Below are 18,182 nucleotides of genomic sequence, written 5' to 3' on the forward strand. Positions count from 1 at the left end.
GTATCAACACAAGTACCCACACAGATAATTGATTGCGAATTGTTAAAGAGCAGTGCTTCATTCCGAAGCAGGACGCGCATTTTACATCGTCCTAGTAGCAAGTCAAGCCGGTTTCGAAAATATTTCAGCAAACCACTTCACTTCACATCGCTTTTTGAGGGCTTTACTGCCATCTGCAAGCGAGGGCGCCATTTTAGGGATTTAAAACGCGCTGCCAAGGCTGATAATCAACTTTTTCGGCACTTTTCCATCCCGCTGCAAGGCTCTGTTATCTGCACCATCTCGCGTGCTAACCGGGCCCTGCTGGCTTGGGTCGGCATTATAGGGAGCTTTTGATGGCTTGCAAGCGGAAATTGATTAAAATAGCTGTTTTTACTACTGTTTGCTTAAAGTTCGCCCGAGACGCGCATTTTAGCTGCAGCTGTTGCATACTATTGCAGCATAGGAGGATTTATTATGGCTACCCGCTCGTACCGAGGCATCTGCCCCAGCTTTGATCACAGTGTATATATTGATGCTTCTGCCGTTATTGTTGGCGATGTGCAGTTTGCTTCGGATGTCAGTATCTGGCCGCTGGTGGCCGCTCGTGGTGATGTCAATCACATCCGCATTGGTGCCCGTACCAATGTGCAAGATGGCACTGTGCTGCATGTCACCCGTACCAGCCCGAGCAAACCGGATGGCTCGCCCTTGCTGATCGGCGAGGATGTTACGGTCGGTCATAAATGCATGCTGCATGGCTGTCAGCTGGGTAATCGTATTCTGGTGGGTATGGGAGCGATAGTAATGGACGACGCTGTGGTGGAAGATGATGTTATCATTGGTGCCGGTAGCCTGGTGCCACCCGGTAAGGTCCTGCAATCAGGCTATTTGTATGTTGGCAGTCCGGTCAAACAAGCCCGCCCTTTAACGGAAGCAGAGCGCGCCTTCTTATCAGCATCCGCTAAGAACTATGTGCTATTAAAAGATGAATACCTGGCGGAGCAGGCTTAGCCTGTTACCGGAAGCCAGAATTCACCGGCAGCATTCCAACCCTCTGCGGCTACAGCTTGCTCGGCCGCATCTTCCCAATCAAACGCATCAGCTTTGATCTTGGCTAACCAATCTGCTGGCAAGGTGTTATCAGGTCGGGCAATAAAAGCCGTCAAGCGCAGGCCGGCCTGCAGACAGCTAAAGCCAACCGCATCGCGCGCGCTGTCGTAATAAAAGTCATGATTGAAAATCAGTTGTTGGTTCATGCCAGTGCCTTCTTCAGAGCAGCGATCACCGGCTCCACCGCCGGCCTTTTGCCACGCCAGATGGTAAAGGCTTCTGCCGCCTGACCGACCAACATGCCAAGACCATCCGCTTGTCTTGGTACCCCGAGCTGAGCGCACCACTGCAAGAAAGCTGTTGGCTCTTTGCCGTACAGCATATCGTAAGCGAGCTGACAGTCAGCCAATAGCTCTGCGGCAATAACCGGTCGCTCACCCGATAAACCGGAAGACGTAGCATTAACTATCAGTGGATAATGCCCGGCTGGGATTTCGGTTAAAGCGCAGCCGCTCACCTTGCTACCAAATTGTTCTGCCAACAGCTGCGCCTTTGCTGCGGTTCGGTTTGCCACCGTAATAGACGCTGCCCCTGCCGCCAGCAAAGGCCCGATCACACCCCGACTAGCACCACCAGCCCCCAGCAGCAACACCGACTGGTCCTTGAGCGGTGCAGCAAGTCGCACTAAATCCTGCACCAGCCCAGCACCATCGGTATTGTCGCCACACAACCGGCCTTGCCGATCAAGATACAGGGTATTAACAGCTCCAGCTTGTGCGGCCCGGTCGGTCAACTGCTCAGCCAGGGCAAAGGCCTGCTCTTTAAACGGTACGGTCACATTGCCGCCCCGGCCACCGGAGGCAACAAAAGCCTGCCAGCACTCGGCAAAACCATCCAGCGGTGCTAAAATCGCCTCGTATTGCATGGCCTCAGCAAACTGCTGTGCAAAGAGCGCATGAATCATCGGTGACTTTGAATGCGCAATCGGATGTCCAAATACAGCGTAACGGTCCACTTTCATGTCCATCAAAAAAATCCTGCAGCAAGTATTTCATAAAAAACAGCCTGAGCGCCAGCCTGAGCACCCAACGCCAGAACAAACACCTTATGCCATCATCGGCGGGGAAGACGCGGTCCGTCGTTTAGCCAATCGCTTTTACGATGTGATGGAAACCGCACCAGAGGCGCGTGAGCTTTATGCTATTCATCCCAAACCTTTGGACGATATTCGGCAAAAGTTTTTTGAGTTTCTGTCCGGCTGGCTGGGTGGCCCCGCTTTATTTGAAGAAAAATACGGCCATCCACGGCTGCGTGCCCGCCACCTGCCTTTTACCGTCAATCAGCAATTACGAGATCAATGGATGTTCTGTATGAATCAGGCGCTGGACGAAGTCGTTGAGCACCAGCTATTGCGCGAAGGGCTGCGCCAGTCGCTGGGGCAACTGGCGAGTCATATGATAAATTCTGATTAATGTCGGGCCCTCAAGCAAAGAGGTTCAAAGTCTCATTTTTTGTCTTTCAATTTATCGCGGATGACTAGGGCACCATACCGTCAGATTAACCCCAGCTCAATGCCTCTAAGTACAGCTCGAACCCGATCACGAACACCCAGCTTGGATAAGATACTGGAGACTTGGTTTTTAACGGTTCCCTCACTTTTAGAAAATGCCTCAGAAATTTCTCTATTGCTTAGCCCGCTTGCCATCATACGTAATACCTCGGTTTCCCGGCTAGTTAGCTTGTCCGGCAACGAACTGCTTTCAAAGTCCGTTTCTGATCCCTGCACGGTCTGGAACAGCCGTTCTGTGATGCTTGGACGAATAACCGATAAGCCGGACGAGACACGCCTGATATCTTCAGCCAACCGCTCTAAGGAAATATCCTTTAGCAAAAATCCGCGAGCACCAGCTCGTATTCCTCGCAACAGAGCTTCATCATCATCGAAGGTCGTTAGAAGGATTGTCGGAGGAAGCCGGTCGAGGGATTTTAATTCTACTAACAACTCAATTCCGGATCGTCCTGGCATCCGCACATCCAACAACATCACATCCGGCTTTACTTCCTCAAGCAGAAGGATTGCGTCTTGTGCATTGCCAGCCTCACCGGCAACCTGAATATCAGAAGTCATGGCCAGTAAGCCGGCTATGCCACTACGCACCAACATTTGATCATCAACCAGGATAACTCTAATCATTCATTCGATCCTTCTAAAAGCAGCCAAAAAATGACCGTGAAGCCTTTGTTAAACTCAGAGTAAATCTCCAGTCGTCCTGCACATGCTTCAATACGTTCGCGCATCCCTTTTAAACCATTGCCAGCGTTCAGATCCTTAGCTCCGATGCCATTATCTTTGATTTCAACCTTTAGTCTATTTTCCTCTGTCCTCAACATAACGGATAGCTTCGTTGCATTTGCATGTCGCATGGTATTTGAAATGGCCTCCTGAATACTACGAAATATCGTATGCGCCATAACTGGATCGCTAAACTCATACTTGCTTGAGTAGTCAAAAGTTACTTGAAGGGTGGGTATACCAGCACACATGGTTCGCAGACTCTGCTCCAGATTTAGTGCTAACTCTTTTCGCTCTCGCCCAACGGCAATTCTTACATCGCTTAATAAGTCCCGAGCAATTCCCTTGGCTGTTTGCAATGAAGCGATGCCCATGTCTGAAGTTTGTCTTGAAGCAATTTCCAGGTGCAGCCCTAATGCGGTAAGGTGATGCCCCAGGCTGTCATGGAGCTCTCGGGCAATGCGTATCCTCTCTCCATTGCGAGCGTTCTCTGCCAGCAACTGTTGGGTGGCAAGTAGCTGAGCATTTACCGCTGTTAGGTGATCTCTGTGAGTTCGCTCCGATACCCCGATATAACCTAAGCAGAATGCAAATATCTGCCAAACCAAAAACATCAGTAAAGATGAAGCGATAGCTAGTCCCATCTCTAGCCGGGACTCCTCTGGCAGGATAAAAGGGGCAGGTTCCAGCCAGCTATAGGGAAGTACGTATGCGCTCGCAAATATATAACCCCAAAGCAAAAACATTCCCGCACTCTGCCCCACCATCCAAAGAAGGGCTTTGGGAAGAGCATAAACAAATGGCAGTTGCGCTGCCACGATGAGCAGCAAATCATTGGTAACCAGTAACCCAATTAAAATTTGTAGCACAACAAGAGCTCCGGTTAATTTTCCGGGTCTACGTCTACCGGTAATGAAGAACAAACAGGCCACGAATACGCCAAATATAACCGCCATAACATATGGGCTTTGATAGGATACCGATTCATCAAATAATCGACCCAAAAGTTGATTGACGATGCCTTGACTGCCAATAGTGAGGTCATGATTGCTCATTCTGTCGCCCGATGAGTGCTGTATCTGGGCTACATAGATAGCAATGCATGCCAAAATACCAATAATTTTAAATACGTTTTTGGGCTGTCTGGAATAGGTAGCGAAGCTGATTGCCAGGCGCGACATAAAAGCACGTTTTTTATTGGTGTGGCTGGTCAGCGCTTCCAATGATGCCATGTTCAGTCTTTTCCTCTGGTTGAGAGCAACCTCTATACATTTTTTGACGCCACTCTCTCTGGTATAGCTCGACTGAAAGTAGCGACTACGCCTTCTTTGTAACAGAAGGATGGGTGAAGATCAGAGCCCTGCAAGGCAAAGGCTGTGCACCCAGAAGCAGGGGGTGGTAATGTTTAGAATAAAAAAGCGCGCCAGGAATCTGCGTCATTGCCTCTTACCTACCCGCGATAGACGTCGCGATGCGAGGAAAAGTCACAAAACTACCCATTAGACTGCTTGCTCCAGGTTGATTATAGTTTGTCCAGCGAAGTGTCGCATGTGCCTAAAGTCATGGGTAATTCGCTGCCTTTTAGCACATGTATTCATCGCCGACTGAGTCCACTATGGGTGCTCCAAATCAAACCGATCATGGCGGTCGGTAACCCCAACAAGGAGCACTAAGTATGAAAAAGTTCACTATTAATGCCTTAATATTGGCTAGCCTGGCAACTGGTATTGCAGCAGCTCATGCCCAGGTCACACCCGAAACTGACTTCTTTGGTTACGCTAAGCTTGGCACCCAGGGTATCACGGTGGGTATGGGTTACGTTATCAATGACAGCTTTTCAGCCCGTATCGGCGCAAGCAGTGGTTCCACCTACGATGGGACTCGCCGCATCGATGATATTCGCTATGATGTCTCGCGGAAAACGGGAAAATCGATGGAAGCTCTTATTGATTGGTATCCTTTCGCAGATAATGGCTTCAGGATTAGTGGTGGAGCGATCTTCAACGACACCAGTAGCAGTCTAACTGCAAGACCTGACGCTAGCGGAAACTTAACTATTAACGGTAACAGTTACGCTGCAGCTCAGATCGGAAATCTCGAGGGCAGCTTACGAGCGAGCCGAGTATCGCCCTATCTGGGCGCAGGGTGGGAGTCCAAGCGTCCCAATAAACCTGGACTTAGGATTTTCGTTGATCTGGGCGTCATCCATTATAAAACGGAAAGAGCCTCACTCCTAACCTCCAACGAAGTAGACTCAACTCAGCTGTATAATGACTTGCAGGCGGAGCGCAGTCGGATCAAAGCCGTAAACGATGCAGCTCTTGTGGCATCCATTGGTGTAGCCTTTTCTTTCTGACTGGACTGGTTTACCCCGATAGCGCGGAAGGACTCATTTCTTGATTGTGCCCGGTCACCTATTATTGGCTGACCAAGGGCATGCTCAATACACCCTGCTCCCGGATTAAACCCAGTTCACTTTTAATCTGTACCTCTAACACACTATACCTAACCAGTCTTGTGGCTGCAGATAACGCTCGTACAACAGCGCCTCCGGACTACCTGGTTCAGGCTGATAGCCATATTGCCAACGTACCAGTGGTGGCATTGACATCAAAATGGATTCGGTGCGGCCGCCACTTTGCAGTCCAAATAAAGTACCGCGATCAAACACCAGATTAAACTCGACATAGCGGCCGCGCCGGTACAGCTGGAACTGACGCTCACGCTCACCATACGGAGTATCTTTGCGTCGCTCCACCAGAGGGAGGTAAGCGGGTAAAAACGCCTCACCGACCGAGCGCATCAGTGCAAAGCTTTGGGCAAAGCCAGGCTCGTTCAGGTCGTCAAAGAACAGGCCACCCACCCCCCGGGTTTCACCGCGGTGCTTTAAGTAGAAGTAGTCATCACACCATTTTTTGTAGCGCGGGTAATACTCAGCGCCAAAAGGGTCCACCGCTGCTTTAGCGATCTGGTGCCAATGCACCACATCTTCTTCATAGGGGTAAAAAGGCGTGAGATCAAAACCGCCGCCAAACCACCAGACTGGCGCTTCACCTGGTTTTTCCGCAATAAAAAAACGCACATTGGCATGAGTGGTCGGTAAATACGGGTTGTTTGGGTGAATCACCAACGAAACACCACAGGCATGAAAGCTGCGCCCTGCCAGCTCAGGCCGGTGCGCCGTGGCCGAGGCTGGCATCTGAGCGCCATAGACATGCGAGTAATTCACACCAGCCTGCTCAAACACCGCGCCACCGGTTAACACCCGGCTGCGGCCACCGCCGCCTTCAGCGCGCTGCCAGGCATCTTCAACAAACTGTGCCTTACCATCGGCTTGCTGCAAGGCCTGGCAGATGCTGTCCTGCAATTGCTGTAAAAAGCGTTGTACTTCGGCCAGTTGTTGCTGACTGCTGCTGGACATCTTAGCTCCTTAAAATTTGGCCATTGATGGCATCTCGGATCTGGCTGGGCTGGGCCGCACCGCCAAGCTCACCGGCTACCAGCGCGGCAATATCCTCCCCCAGTTGCTGCAACACCTCTGAGGCGACGGTGATGGCCGCCTCACCGGCCTTATTGGCACTGGTCGATACCAGCGGTCCGCCCAAAGCCTGACACAAAGAGCGCACCACTGGGTGGGTGCTTACCCGCACGGCAATGCATTGATGCTTGCCTGTGATCCAGCCCGGTGCTGCAGGGCTGGACGGTAGCACCCAACTGATATGGCCGGGCCAGCTGGAGAAGATTTCGGCCCGGCGCTCCAGCGGGATAGCAGCGTCATCGACAAAGGGCAGCAACTGCGAGTAGTCGGCAGCAATCAAAATTAAGCCCTTTTCAACCGGGCGCTGTTTGATCGCCAGTAAACGCAGTACAGCCGCTTCATTGCGCGGATCACAGCCCAAACCAAACACCGCTTCGGTTGGGTAAGCAATTACTTTGCCGGCCTGAACCAGCCCGACAGCCACCTCAGTTGATACAATTTCAGCCATCGTCATTTCAGTAAAAATTTAATTCGAGGTCAGTTGCCGCTATAATAGCGCTTTCGTACACACACTTCATTCTCTTCAGAAGGAAATACCAATGCTGGTTGGGATTATCATGGGCTCGACGTCGGACTGGCCGACCATGAAGCATGCGGCTGATATGCTGGATCATTTTGGCATCGCCTACGAAACCAAGGTGGTCTCTGCCCATCGCACACCACAACTGCTGGCCGACTATGCTTCCAGCGCCGCAGAGCGTGGCCTGAAAATCATTATTGCCGGTGCCGGCGGTGCAGCTCACCTGCCAGGTATGACAGCGGCTTTCACCAGTTTGCCGGTACTGGGTGTGCCGGTGCAATCCAAAGCCCTGAAAGGACTGGATTCTTTACTATCGATTGTGCAAATGCCAAAAGGCGTCGCTGTCGGTACCCTGGCGATTGGCGATGCCGGTGCCGCCAATGCCGGCCTGCTGGCTGCTCAGGTGCTGGCCACTCAGGATGCCGCGCTGATGAAAAAAATCGATGCTTTTCGCCAGCAGCAAACCGATACCGTATTAAGCCAGCCTGATCCGGCGGAGCTGTCCTGATGCGAGTGCTGGTGTTAGGCGCAGGCCAGCTGGCGCGCATGATGGCGCTGGAAGCCATCCCGCTAAACATCGAGGTGCAGGCCTTTGATGTGCGCAGCGATCAAATAGTCGATCCCATCAATCAGCAGGTATTGGGCGAAGGGTTGCAGCAAGCGCTGCGTGATGCCGATGTGGTCACGGCTGAGTTTGAGCATATTCCCCAGGTGGTGCTGGAGCCATGTGAGCAAAGCGGTAAATTCCTGCCTGGCAGTCGCGCCATTTTATCCGGTGGCGATCGCCGCATAGAGAAAGCTTTATTGCAACAAGCTGGGGTCGCCAGTGCCGCTTATGCTGAAGTTCACAGCAAAGCGGAACTGGAAGCGGCTGTGCAACAACTTGGCCTGCCGCTGGTGCTAAAAAGTGCGCTGGAAGGCTACGATGGCAAAGGTCAATGGCGCTTAAAGCAGATAGAACAGATCGATGCGGTTTGGACAGAGATTGCGCAGTTTTTAAAGCAAGCCTCGAAAAAAGCCAAACAAGGCATTGTCGCTGAACAGTTTATTCCCTTTGATTACGAAGTCTCTCTGGTCGGAGCCCGGGGTAAGGATGGTCAGTGCGTCTATTACCCGCTGACCGAGAATCATCATGTCAACGGTGTACTCAGTGTGTCACTGCCACGATTGGCTCACCCGCTTCAGGCTCAGGCGGAGCGCATGTTTCAGTTACTGGCCAATGAACTGGATTATGTCGGTGTGTTAGCGATTGAGTTTTTTGCCGTTGGTGATCGTTTACTGGTCAATGAAATAGCGCCACGGGTGCATAATTCCGGCCACTGGAGCCAGCAAGGTGCAGATACCAGTCAGTTCGCCAACCATATCCGTGCTGTTTGTGGCTTACCACTGGGGGACACCACCTTGTTGCGCCCTACCCTGATGGTCAATATTCTAGGGCTGGACCAATTGCCTGATTGTGTGCTGGGCATTGCGGGGGTGCATCTGCACTGGTATGGCAAAGCACCACGTCCAGGCCGCAAAATGGGCCATATCAACCTGGCTGCGGATTCGACCAACTCATTGGGGCAGCGCTTTGCCGAGCTGATTGCCCTGCTACCTGCGGAAGACTTTCCGGAACTGTCGCAAATGCAAAGCCGTATTAGCATTAGCTAGTATCCGTCCTGAAAGGCGGGCACTAGCGTAGCGCATGAATGCCGTTTCAGGATGATGACGAGCCAGGCAGGGTCTGCTGCTCAGCCTGGCAGCTTTTGTCAGCGCATAGCAGCTTGTCGCCTTTTGCTGTTTGCTTACGAACCAGCAATGGGTAACCGCAACACTGACAGCGGCCAACAACAGGCTGATCATTCAGTAAGAACTTGCATTTGGGGTAACGGTTGCAGCCATAAAAGTGCTTGCCGTACTTGCTGATCCGCTCCACCAACTGACCCTTTTTGCAAGCCGGGCAGTCGAACTGCTCGGTTTGCCTAGCCTCTTCATGCACCACAAAGTCACACGTCGGGTAATTGCTGCAGCCGATAAACATGCCATAACGCCCATTTTTTACCGCTAACGGCTGGCCGCAGCTTGGGCAAGGCTCGTGTGGTAACACTTTAACCAAGCTGTGCTCATGTTCGTGCAAGGGCTTAAGGTAATGACAGGCCGGGTAATTGCTGCAGCCAAGAAAAGGGCCACTTTTGCCAGATTTGATCTGCAGCGGATGTTGGCACAACGGGCAGTCGCCCTGATGCTGAGGCAGTTTGAACAGTGGATCTGGATGCGACGACATGACTCAGGCTACCAACTTGAAACGAAGGCAGCCAGTATGCCATAACCTCAGGCCGGACCCAACCAAGCCATTGCTATCAGTGCAGCTGGCCGTCCGGCTCGTCAAAGATCAGATCTTCCATCTGGGCATAGGCACTTTCCCGGCCGGGTACATTAAACAATACCATCAGCACCACCCACTTCAGATCGTCCAGGCAAATGCTCTGGCCGTCCAGGTCCATGACCCGATCCAACACCATCTCCCGGGTACTGGCATCCAGCACATTGATTTGCTCCAGGAACATCAGGAAACCCCGGCACTGCGCATCCAGTTTGCGGCTTTCTTCCACCGTATAAATACGGACAGAGCTGACCGTCAACTTTGTCAGATAGGGCTTAACGTGACTTTCCTGCAGTTTGGAGAGACTGTCGAGCCACTGCAAGGCCCGGAAAATATCGTCATCATGAAAACCGGCCAGACTGAGCTCTTTGGTCAGGTCGGCACGATCCGCATAAATTTCCGATTCATTGTGGATGTAGTTTTCGAACAGGTAAACGAGGATATCAAACATACTTAGGTACTCCTCACTCTGATGTAGCCACCAGGCACTACTGCCACCAGACCTGCCAGCTCAAGCTGCAGCAAAGCAATGGTCGTATCCGCCACCGACAGTTGAGACCGTTCTGCGATCTGATCAACCGCAGTAGCTTCATCTCCTACGTTAGCTAACAAAGTGTCATCGAACAAGTCCGGCGTCGAGTTTTTTTCACTTTGCTGCTGTTTTAGACCCGATTTTGCGAAAAAAGTCCATTCCTCCAGAATATCGGCAACGCAGGTGGTTAATTTAGCCCCTTGTTGGATCAGAGCATGGCAGCCGGCAGATTGTGGATGGTATATAGAACCTGGAATGGCAAACACATCCCGATTGGCTTCAACAGCCAAATGCGCGCTGATCAATGAACCACTTTTAAGCGCAGCTTCCACTACCAAAGTGCCCTGCGACAAACCCACCACAATACGGTTTCGCTGAGGAAAGTGAGCTGGCCTCGCATCTACCTCCGGGAAATACTCTGAAACCAGGGCCCCTTGCTGCATAATCTGTGCTGCCAGAGCTTCATTGGATTTAGGGTAGACCCGTGATAAGCCATGGCCTAAGACGGCTATGGTTGGCCCTTGTACCGACAAAGCTCCTTGATGGGCACAACTGTCGATGCCACGCGCCATGCCACTGGTGATCACATAGCCATGTCGCACCAACTCGGCCGCAAATTGATGCGCGGTTTTTTTGCCGGTAGGACTAGGCTGACGACTGCCAACGATGGCAATTTGAGGCTGACTGAGTAAAGCTGGGTTGCCGGCGACAAAAAGCAGAATTGGAGGTTGTCGACTTTGTTTGAGCAAAGCTGGATAGCGCGCATCCTCGAAGCCAATAAGCTGATGCAGCTCACTTTGCAGCAGCCAGCGTTCGGCTTGCTGCAATAATGCGGGATCTGGTTTTTGTATCGCAGAGGCCTGACGTTCAGTCAGGCCTAATTGGCGTAAGGTACTGGCTGGTTGTCGGCAAAGCTCAGCAAGCGTGCAATACGGTACTAGCCGCTGCAGGTGATAGCCATTGATGCCAGCCTGAGCCAACACCAGGTAATGCAGTCTATCTTCCATGATAGATTTCCTATTGCATTAAAAACTCTCTGGAAAAAAATGCTAGGGGCTAACGATATGATCGCCCACCCTCACCGGCCGATAGGTATCCGTGACAATGGCAAAGCTGGCTCGTTCTGTCACCTTGAAAACCATTAAATGACCTACTCTTTCTCGCGGCATTTTGATTTGCTCATGACCGAAATTACTGGCCAAGCGCTGATAGCGGCTTGAATCTTCCAGATACACCGGCTGACCATTTCGACTGTCCACTACGGTCGGGGAAGGCCGTAAAATATCCAGCATGTGTCCAGGCTTTAACTGATCGTTTGCACCACGGTTGATGATCACAATATCCCACTTTGAAAACTCACGTAGCTTGGAAGTGGTATCAATAATAAGACCGTTCAGTGCCGAGTCTGGCCGAGCCATCTGAAAATACGCCGGCAATAATTCACCATCAATGGCTGGTAAAATAAGGTCGCCCTGACGAATTTCTCGTTTTACATCCAGAATGTGCAAGGACGCAGGCTCATTCCGTTCATCGTTGCCAGCACGGAATGCCCGGCTGGTGGCAACCAACGTCATGGCAAAGCCCAGATTATCCCCTGTTTCCGGATCGATGTAGGGTCGTCCTTTCCGGTAAATGGCATAGCCTTTTCCAGGTTCCAGCTCACCTCTGACGTAAAGTGTATGACCTTCAGTGGCATTTTTTACATTGCTGCTGGCACCGAGAATATACGGCTTGCCAGCCAGCTCTTCGGCACTCAATAACTTATCGTGCGTTAAAAATGGTCGTATCATCGCCAGTGGTACTGTGGTGATCGCATCCGGCCGGGTGTCGGTGACACGGCTCTGCGGCGATAAACGCCGGACCCTATCATCACGCACCAGCATGGGCCGGCCATCGGCATCATAAATCAGCCGCAATACATCACCGGGGAAAATCAAATGTGGGTTTTCGATTTGTGGATTCATTTGCCACAGCTGCGGCCAACGCCAGGGCTGGCTGAGGTAAATAGCTGAAATATCCCAGAGGGTATCGCCTTTTTTCACCACATAGCGCTCCGGTGCATCCTCGCGCACCTGCAGCACATCTGCAGCAGCAGTAGCAGTAACAGCAAAGCAAAAAGCGCAAAGCGCTAAAAAGTGAAGGACAGGTTTTAACATGCCAGCATCCCCAGCGTGATCTTGTTGTAATTATGACAGACGAAGCTGTTCATTGCGCACATTAATGGCTAAAATTAGACCTTAGCACAGTTATTTCCTTTAAGCATAGTATTTGTGGAGCCTATGAGCGTACTACGAGTGTTGCATTTTCCCGACGACAGACTGCGAACCGTCGCCAAGCCGGTTGCAGAGATTACTCCTGAAATTCAGCAGCTTGTCAACGACATGCTGGAAACCATGTACGATGAGAATGGCATCGGTCTAGCGGCAACGCAAGTTGATCGTCACGTCCGGGTGGTGGTGATTGATGTCTCAGAGCAACGGGATGATCCTTTGGTGCTGATTAACCCGGAGATTATCAGCAAAGGTGGCGATACCACCTACGAAGAAGGCTGTCTGTCGGTACCAAACAGTTACGCCAAAGTAGAGCGTGCGGCGGAAGTTACCGTGAAAGCGCAACATGCCAATGGTGACTGGTTCGAACTGCAAGCCGATGGTTTATTGGCTATTTGTATCCAGCACGAACTGGATCATTTAATGGGCAAACTTTTTATTGATTACCTGTCGCCGTTAAAACGTGATCGGATCCGCAAAAAGCTGGAAAAAGAAGCCCGGCTGGCTGCCCGCCACGCCCTTTAACACAGGATAGATTGTGACTGCCTCACTTCGAATCATCTTTGCCGGGACACCCGACTTTGCTGCCGAGCACCTGAAAGCGTTGCTCGACAGCGAACACCAAGTCATGGCGGCTTATACCCAACCAGATCGCCCGGCTGGTCGCGGCCAGCAACTCACCGCCAGCCCGGTCAAACAACTGGCGCAGCAACATCAGATCCCGGTCTTTCAACCTGCCAATTTCAAAGACCCTGCTGCTCAGCAACAACTGGCAGCGCTGCATGCCGATGTCATGGTGGTAGTCGCCTATGGCCTGTTATTGCCACAAGCTGTGCTGGATACGCCTCGCCTTGGCTGCATCAATGTGCATGGCTCTTTGCTACCACGCTGGCGCGGTGCGGCTCCCATTCAACGCGCTATCTGGGCCGGCGATCATCAAACCGGTATTACCATCATGCAAATGGATAAGGGGTTGGATACCGGCGCCATGCTGAGCAAAGTGGCCTGTGCCATCAGTGATCAGGATACCAGCGCCAGCCTGTATGGAAAATTAGCAGAGCTTGGCCCTCAGGCCCTACTGAGCGCCCTGGATAATTTACCTGCCTTGCAACAAAAAGCCGAAGTACAGGATGAGCGCCAGGCTTGTTATGCAGCGAAACTCAGCAAAGACGAAGCCGAGCTGGATTTTCATAAAACCGCAGCCCAATTGGAGCGGGAAATTCGTGCATTTAACCCCTGGCCAATCAGTGTGCTGGCGCATGGTGCCCACCGCATCAAGGTGTTAGCGGCACAGATAGAGCCAACGGTTGAGCAAGCCCCTCCCGGCCAGATCCTGGCACTGAACCGCCAGGGCCTTAAGATTGCCACTGCCGAAGATGTGCTGGTGATCACCAAGCTGCAACCAGCCGGCAAAAAACCCATGACCATCGCCGACTTTTTGAATGGCCGCGCCGACTGGTTTCAAGTCGGCAGCCTGATCCAAATCAACAATGCCGGTTAATCTGCGTGCGCTGGCAGCGCAATCCTGTTATCAGGTGGTCGATCAGGGACGCTCGTTATCCGAAGTGCTGCCCAAAGCGCAACAACAATTGCCAGACAGCAAAGATCAAGCTCTGCTGCAAGAGATCTGCTTCGGTGTGCTGCGCCATTTGGCTCAGTTGGATCATGTCTGCCGTCAGTTAATGGATAGGCCGCTGGTGAAAAAACTGCGGCCACTGCAATTTTTGCTCTATGTCGGAATTTATCAGCTGCACTGGCTCAGAATTCCGGATCATGCCGCCATCAGCGAAACTGTGGATGGTGCCAGGGAGCTAAAAGGCAAATCCATGACGGGCCTGATTAACGGCGTGCTGCGCTCGGTACAGCGGCGACCAGAATTATTGCAGTTTGAGCACCAGCCCCCGGCTATTCGGTACAGCCATCCAGGCTGGCTGGTGCAACAGTTGCAGCAAGACTATCCCGGGCAATGGCAAGACATCTTACTGGCGAACCAGCAGAAAGCCCCGCTTTGGCTTAGGGTCAATCAACAACAGATCGCCGTCACCGACTTTACCGCCGCCCTGAGCGCGGAAGACATTGGCTGGCAGCAGCCACTGGCCGAAGTGCCGGAAGCTATTTTGCTGGAACAGGCCCGCGATATCACCAGCCTGCCAGGCTATCAGCAAGGCTGGTTTGCGGTGCAGGATGGAGCCGCCCAATACGCCGCCCATTTGCTGGAACCGGCCAATGGTCAACGCATTCTGGATGCCTGTTGTGCGCCAGGCGGTAAAACCAGTCACCTGTTAGAACTGGCACCTGAAGCCCGGGTGCTGGCGCTGGATGTCGATGCCAGCCGTCTGGAACGGGTGCACGCGAACCTGGCACGTTTGCAGCATAAGGCTGAAGTTCGGGCTGCCGATGCCAGCGAACCGAACCAATGGTGGGATGGCGAAAGCTTTGACCGCATCCTGCTGGATGCCCCCTGCTCGGCCAGTGGCGTGATACGCCGCCACCCGGACATACGCTGGCTGCGTAAATCATCCGATATTGCCGCTTTGACCGGGATCCAGGCGCGTATGCTCCAGCAGCTCTGGCCTCTGCTCAAACCAGGCGGCATCTTGCTTTATGCAACCTGCAGCGTGTTCAGCGCCGAAAATCAACAACAATTGCAGCGTTTTTTACAACAAACCCCGGATGCCGAACTGCAGTCCAGCCAGCAGCATGCCAACAGCTGGCAAATCCTGCCAGGCCAGCAGCAGATGGATGGCTTTTTCTATGCTAAAGTGATTAAACGGCTTGAGGCAGAACAAACTTCATGAAAATCATCATTCTTGGCGCAGGACAGGTCGGCGGTACCCTGGCGGAAAATCTGGTCGGGGAAATGAATGAAATCACTGTGGTCGACACCCATATGGAGAAACTGCGGTTATTGCAGGATCGATTCGACTTGCAGGTGATCCATGGTTACGGTGCGCACCCGGATATTTTAAAAAAAGCCGGCGCTGAAGATGCCGACATGCTGGTTGCTGTTACCAGCAGCGATGAAGTCAACATCGTTGCGTGTCAGGTGGCCTACAGTATTTTCCATACCCCGCTTAAAATTGCCCGCATCCGCAGCAATCAGTACCTGAAATACCGCGATCAGCTGTTTCGCCGAGAAGACATGCCGGTCGATCACTTTATTGCGCCGGAAACCCTGGTTACCGACTACATCCGCCGGCTGATTGATTACCCTGGAGCCTTACAGGTGGTGGAGTTTGCGCAGGGCAAAGTCAGCCTGGTCGGTTTGCGCGCCTATTATGGCGGTATGTTGGTTGGGCATGCGCTGTCGACCTTAAAAGTGCATATGCCCAATATTGATGCCCGGGTTGCTGCCATTTATCGCCGGGGAACCTCGATCAAACCATTGGGAACCACGGTGATCGAAGCCGACGATGAAGTGTTTTTTGTCGCTGCCACCAAGCATATCCGGGTAGTGATGAGCGAGCTGCAAAAGCTGGAAAGCAGTTACCGCCGTATTATGATTGCTGGCGGCGGCAATGTCGGCTATGGGCTGGCAAGAGCACTGGAAAACAACTACAGCGTGAAGTTGATTGAACGCAGCAAAGAGCGGGCTGAGTTTCTGTCCGGCGTGCTGGATAATACCCTGGTCTATGTCGGGGATATCTCGGATCCGGAGCTGCTGGAAGAAGAAAATATCGAGCAAATCGATGTCTTTATTGCCGTTACCAACGACGATGAAGCCAATATTATGTCGGCGATGCTGGCTAAACGGATGGGTGCACAGAAAACCATCGTGCTTATCAAACGTGGTGCTTATGTCGATTTGCTGCAAGGAGGTGAAGTCGATATCGCAGTTTCGCCCCAGCAGGCTACTATCTCGGCGCTGCTTACCCATATCCGCCGTGGCGATATTGTCAATGTGCACTCGTTGCGCCGCGGCGCAGCTGAAGCCATCGAAGCCATAGCCCATGGCGATGAAACCACCTCCAAGGTAGTTGGCCGCGCTATTGGCGACATTAAACTGCCACCGGGTGCTACTATAGGGGCTATTGTAAGGGGCGATGAAGTGATCATTGCCCACGACCATATTCCCATCCAAACCGACGATCACATCATCCTGTTTTTGGTGGATAAAAAACACATCAGCGAAGTGGAGAAGCTGTTCCAGGTCAGTGCGATTTTTATTTAATTTTTCCAAAACGCCGGCGTAAAGAGCACCAGCAAGGTGAAAATCTCCAGCCGGCCAAACACCATCGCAATCACCAGCAAATATTTACTTGTATCAGGGATATCACCAAAATGCGATGCTACGTCACCCAGCCCGGGGCCAAGGTTATTTAAGCAGGCTGCGGTCGCTGAGAAAGCGGTCATATTATCCAGCCCGGTCATAATTAATAGCAGCATAATAATCACAAACACCAAGGCATAGGCGGCGAAAAAGCCCCAGACTGCTTCGACCACCCGATCCGGCACGGTCCGCCGGCCCAACTTAATGCTGTAGATGGCCCGCGGATGCACCAACCGGTTCAGCTCACGCTTGCCCTGCAAAAACAGCAACAACACCCGCACAACTTTCATACCGCCACCGGTAGAGCCAGCGCAGCCGCCAATGAAACTGGAAAAAATCAGCAAAATCGGCAGATACAAAGGCCAGTAGGCAAAGCCGCCCGTAGCGAAACCCGCAGTCGTTGAAATAGACACCGCTTGAAACAAGCCGTGATCAAACGCCTCCCAGGTAGTGTCGTACACCTGGCTACGCAGTAAACCGATAAAAATCAGCAGCACCAGGGAGCCCTGAATAAACAAAAAAGCCCGCAGTTCAGGGTCACGCCAGTAGGTCAGAATATTTTTGCCACGCATGGCGGCAAAGTGCAGTGGGTAATTGATGGCGCTCAGCAACAGGAACACCACGCAGATCATATTTATGGCGCTGCTGTCAAAATGGCCAATACTGGCATCGTAGGTAGAAAAGCCGCCAATGGCAACTGTGGAAAAGGAGTGGCCGACGGCATCAAACCAGTTCATACCTGCCAAACGATAGGCCAGGGCACAGGCCAGGGTAAGCACCACATAAATCAACCACAAGTGTTTGGCGGTATCGGCAATGCGCGGTGTGACTTTGTTGTCTTTGACCGGGCCCGGGGTTTCCGCTTTATACAGCTGCATGCCCCCGACGCCCAGCATCGGCAAGATAGCTACCGCCAAAACGATGATCCCCATGCCGCCCAGCCATTGCAATTGCTGGCGGTAAAACAAAATGGCTTTCGGCAGGGTTTCAATGCCGGTCAGAACGGTGGCCCCGGTGGTGGTAAGGCCTGAGAAAGCCTCAAAAGTGGCATCCGCCAAATTCATGCCCGTTTCAGAGGATAAGTAGAGCGGCAAGGTACCGACAGCCCCCAGCACCAGCCAAAACATCACCACAATCAAAAAGCCGTCACGAACTTTCAGATCGCGCTGATAACTGCGGTTGGGGTACCAAATCAGCAAGCCAGCTGCGATACAAATCAGAAAAGACAACAGAAAAGGGACACCGGCACCATCCTGATACCAGAGCGACACCAGGGCTGGCGGCAGCATGCTGACGCTGAACACAGCGACCAGTAACCCCAGAATACGGATAATGGAGCGATATTGCATAGTTCCCCGAACT

21 protein-coding genes are annotated in these 18,182 nt (G+C 52.3%); 10 read left to right on the forward strand and 11 right to left on the reverse strand.

The annotated features are described in order from the left end of the window. Both BLW37_RS18815 and BLW37_RS10505 read left to right on the forward strand, forming a co-directional pair. The coding region (locus BLW37_RS18815; protein WP_216351831.1) for a hypothetical protein at positions 1-336 on the forward strand (336 nt) is incomplete at its 5' end. 120 nt (positions 337-456) lie between these two features. After that, the gene (locus BLW37_RS10505; RefSeq protein ID WP_091342621.1) at positions 457-993 is read left to right on the forward strand and encodes a gamma carbonic anhydrase family protein; all 537 of its coding nucleotides are present in this window, start codon (positions 457-459) and stop codon (positions 991-993) included. On the opposite strand, the gene BLW37_RS10510 is transcribed toward BLW37_RS10505, so the two are convergent. Together BLW37_RS10510 and aroE are read right to left on the reverse strand one after the other, a co-directional pair. Then, on the reverse strand, positions 990-1,238 hold the full coding sequence (locus tag BLW37_RS10510) for a DUF1488 family protein (protein WP_091342623.1): 249 nt from the start codon (positions 1,236-1,238) through the stop codon (positions 990-992). The two genes, BLW37_RS10505 and BLW37_RS10510, sit on opposite strands and share 4 nt — an antisense overlap. Next, positions 1,235-2,053 (reverse strand): shikimate dehydrogenase, encoded by an 819-nt coding sequence (aroE, locus tag BLW37_RS10515; protein WP_091342626.1) that lies wholly within the window; start codon positions 2,051-2,053, stop codon positions 1,235-1,237. The genes BLW37_RS10510 and aroE overlap by 4 nt, the downstream gene beginning before the upstream one ends. Here aroE and BLW37_RS10520 point away from each other — a divergent pair. Beyond that, positions 2,052-2,504: a group II truncated hemoglobin gene (locus BLW37_RS10520; protein WP_091342628.1), complete on the forward strand. Its 453-nt coding sequence runs from the start codon at positions 2,052-2,054 to the stop codon at positions 2,502-2,504. The genes aroE and BLW37_RS10520 overlap by 2 nt on opposite strands. An 80-nt stretch (positions 2,505-2,584) precedes the next feature. On the opposite strand, the gene BLW37_RS10525 is transcribed toward BLW37_RS10520, so the two are convergent. Further along, complete coding sequence (locus BLW37_RS10525) at positions 2,585-3,226, reverse strand: response regulator (protein WP_091342631.1); 642 nt, start codon at positions 3,224-3,226, stop codon at positions 2,585-2,587. Beyond that, positions 3,223-4,557, reverse strand: a complete 1,335-nt coding sequence (locus BLW37_RS10530) for a sensor histidine kinase (RefSeq protein WP_091342633.1) — start codon at positions 4,555-4,557, stop codon at positions 3,223-3,225. Before BLW37_RS10530 ends, BLW37_RS10525 begins: the two co-directional genes overlap by 4 nt. A 443-nt stretch (positions 4,558-5,000) precedes the next feature. Here BLW37_RS10530 and BLW37_RS10535 point away from each other — a divergent pair, with 443 nt between their 5' ends. Beyond that, the gene (locus BLW37_RS10535; RefSeq protein ID WP_091342636.1) at positions 5,001-5,681 is read left to right on the forward strand and encodes a hypothetical protein; all 681 of its coding nucleotides are present in this window, start codon (positions 5,001-5,003) and stop codon (positions 5,679-5,681) included. A gap of 135 nt (positions 5,682-5,816) precedes the next feature. Here the strand turns inward: BLW37_RS10535 and hemF are convergent, their stop codons facing one another. Then, positions 5,817-6,746: an oxygen-dependent coproporphyrinogen oxidase gene (gene hemF, locus BLW37_RS10540; RefSeq protein ID WP_091342638.1), complete on the reverse strand. Its 930-nt coding sequence runs from the start codon at positions 6,744-6,746 to the stop codon at positions 5,817-5,819. A gap of 1 nt (position 6,747) precedes the next feature. Next, a complete protein-coding gene (gene tsaC, locus BLW37_RS10545) occupies positions 6,748-7,311 on the reverse strand; it encodes an L-threonylcarbamoyladenylate synthase type 1 TsaC (protein ID WP_091342641.1) in 564 nt (187 codons plus the stop codon). A gap of 91 nt (positions 7,312-7,402) precedes the next feature. On the opposite strand from tsaC, the gene purE reads away from it, so the two are divergent. Both purE and BLW37_RS10555 read left to right on the forward strand, forming a co-directional pair. Continuing rightward, on the forward strand, positions 7,403-7,891 hold the full coding sequence (purE, locus tag BLW37_RS10550) for a 5-(carboxyamino)imidazole ribonucleotide mutase (protein ID WP_091342644.1): 489 nt from the start codon (positions 7,403-7,405) through the stop codon (positions 7,889-7,891). After that, a complete protein-coding gene (locus BLW37_RS10555; protein WP_091342647.1) occupies positions 7,891-9,036 on the forward strand; it encodes a 5-(carboxyamino)imidazole ribonucleotide synthase in 1,146 nt (381 codons plus the stop codon). Before purE ends, BLW37_RS10555 begins: the two co-directional genes overlap by 1 nt. 46 nt (positions 9,037-9,082) lie before the next feature. Here BLW37_RS10555 and BLW37_RS10560 read toward each other — a convergent pair whose 3' ends face one another. From BLW37_RS10560 to BLW37_RS10575, 4 genes are all read right to left on the reverse strand, one after another. Further along, a complete protein-coding gene (locus tag BLW37_RS10560; protein WP_091342649.1) occupies positions 9,083-9,649 on the reverse strand; it encodes a DNA topoisomerase family protein in 567 nt (188 codons plus the stop codon). Between the two features lie 76 nt (positions 9,650-9,725). Further along, the gene (locus BLW37_RS10565; protein ID WP_091342652.1) at positions 9,726-10,199 is read right to left on the reverse strand and encodes a DUF494 family protein; all 474 of its coding nucleotides are present in this window, start codon (positions 10,197-10,199) and stop codon (positions 9,726-9,728) included. A gap of 2 nt (positions 10,200-10,201) precedes the next feature. Then, entirely contained in the window at positions 10,202-11,287 is a 1,086-nt protein-coding gene (gene dprA, locus BLW37_RS10570; protein WP_091342654.1) for a DNA-processing protein DprA, read from the reverse strand. Positions 11,288-11,329: 42 nt separating this feature from the next. Further along, the gene (locus tag BLW37_RS10575; RefSeq protein WP_091342657.1) at positions 11,330-12,436 is read right to left on the reverse strand and encodes a LysM peptidoglycan-binding domain-containing protein; all 1,107 of its coding nucleotides are present in this window, start codon (positions 12,434-12,436) and stop codon (positions 11,330-11,332) included. Between the two features lie 123 nt (positions 12,437-12,559). Here BLW37_RS10575 and def point away from each other — a divergent pair, with 123 nt between their 5' ends. The 4 genes from def to trkA are packed head-to-tail and all read left to right on the forward strand — an operon-like array spanning position 12,560 to position 16,721. Beyond that, positions 12,560-13,075, forward strand: coding sequence for a peptide deformylase (def, locus tag BLW37_RS10580; protein ID WP_091342659.1), 516 nt, complete (start codon positions 12,560-12,562; stop codon positions 13,073-13,075). Between the two features lie 13 nt (positions 13,076-13,088). Further along, positions 13,089-14,051, forward strand: a complete 963-nt coding sequence (gene fmt, locus BLW37_RS10585) for a methionyl-tRNA formyltransferase (RefSeq protein ID WP_091342661.1) — start codon at positions 13,089-13,091, stop codon at positions 14,049-14,051. Then, complete coding sequence (rsmB, locus tag BLW37_RS10590) at positions 14,041-15,348, forward strand: 16S rRNA (cytosine(967)-C(5))-methyltransferase RsmB (protein WP_091342663.1); 1,308 nt, start codon at positions 14,041-14,043, stop codon at positions 15,346-15,348. Before fmt ends, rsmB begins: the two co-directional genes overlap by 11 nt. After that, positions 15,345-16,721 carry a Trk system potassium transporter TrkA gene (gene trkA, locus BLW37_RS10595; RefSeq protein ID WP_091342665.1) on the forward strand — a complete coding sequence of 459 codons (1,377 nt, stop codon included), beginning with the start codon at positions 15,345-15,347 and terminating at the stop codon, positions 16,719-16,721. The genes rsmB and trkA overlap by 4 nt, the downstream gene beginning before the upstream one ends. Here trkA and BLW37_RS10600 read toward each other — a convergent pair. Beyond that, positions 16,718-18,169 carry a TrkH family potassium uptake protein gene (locus BLW37_RS10600; RefSeq protein WP_091342667.1) on the reverse strand — a complete coding sequence of 484 codons (1,452 nt, stop codon included), beginning with the start codon at positions 18,167-18,169 and terminating at the stop codon, positions 16,718-16,720. The two genes, trkA and BLW37_RS10600, sit on opposite strands and share 4 nt — an antisense overlap. Positions 18,170-18,182: the final 13 nt, after the last annotated feature.

Origin of the sequence: Alkalimonas amylolytica (assembly GCF_900107845.1) — a bacterium.
GTDB classification, from domain to species: domain Bacteria; phylum Pseudomonadota; class Gammaproteobacteria; order Enterobacterales; family Alteromonadaceae; genus Alkalimonas; species Alkalimonas amylolytica.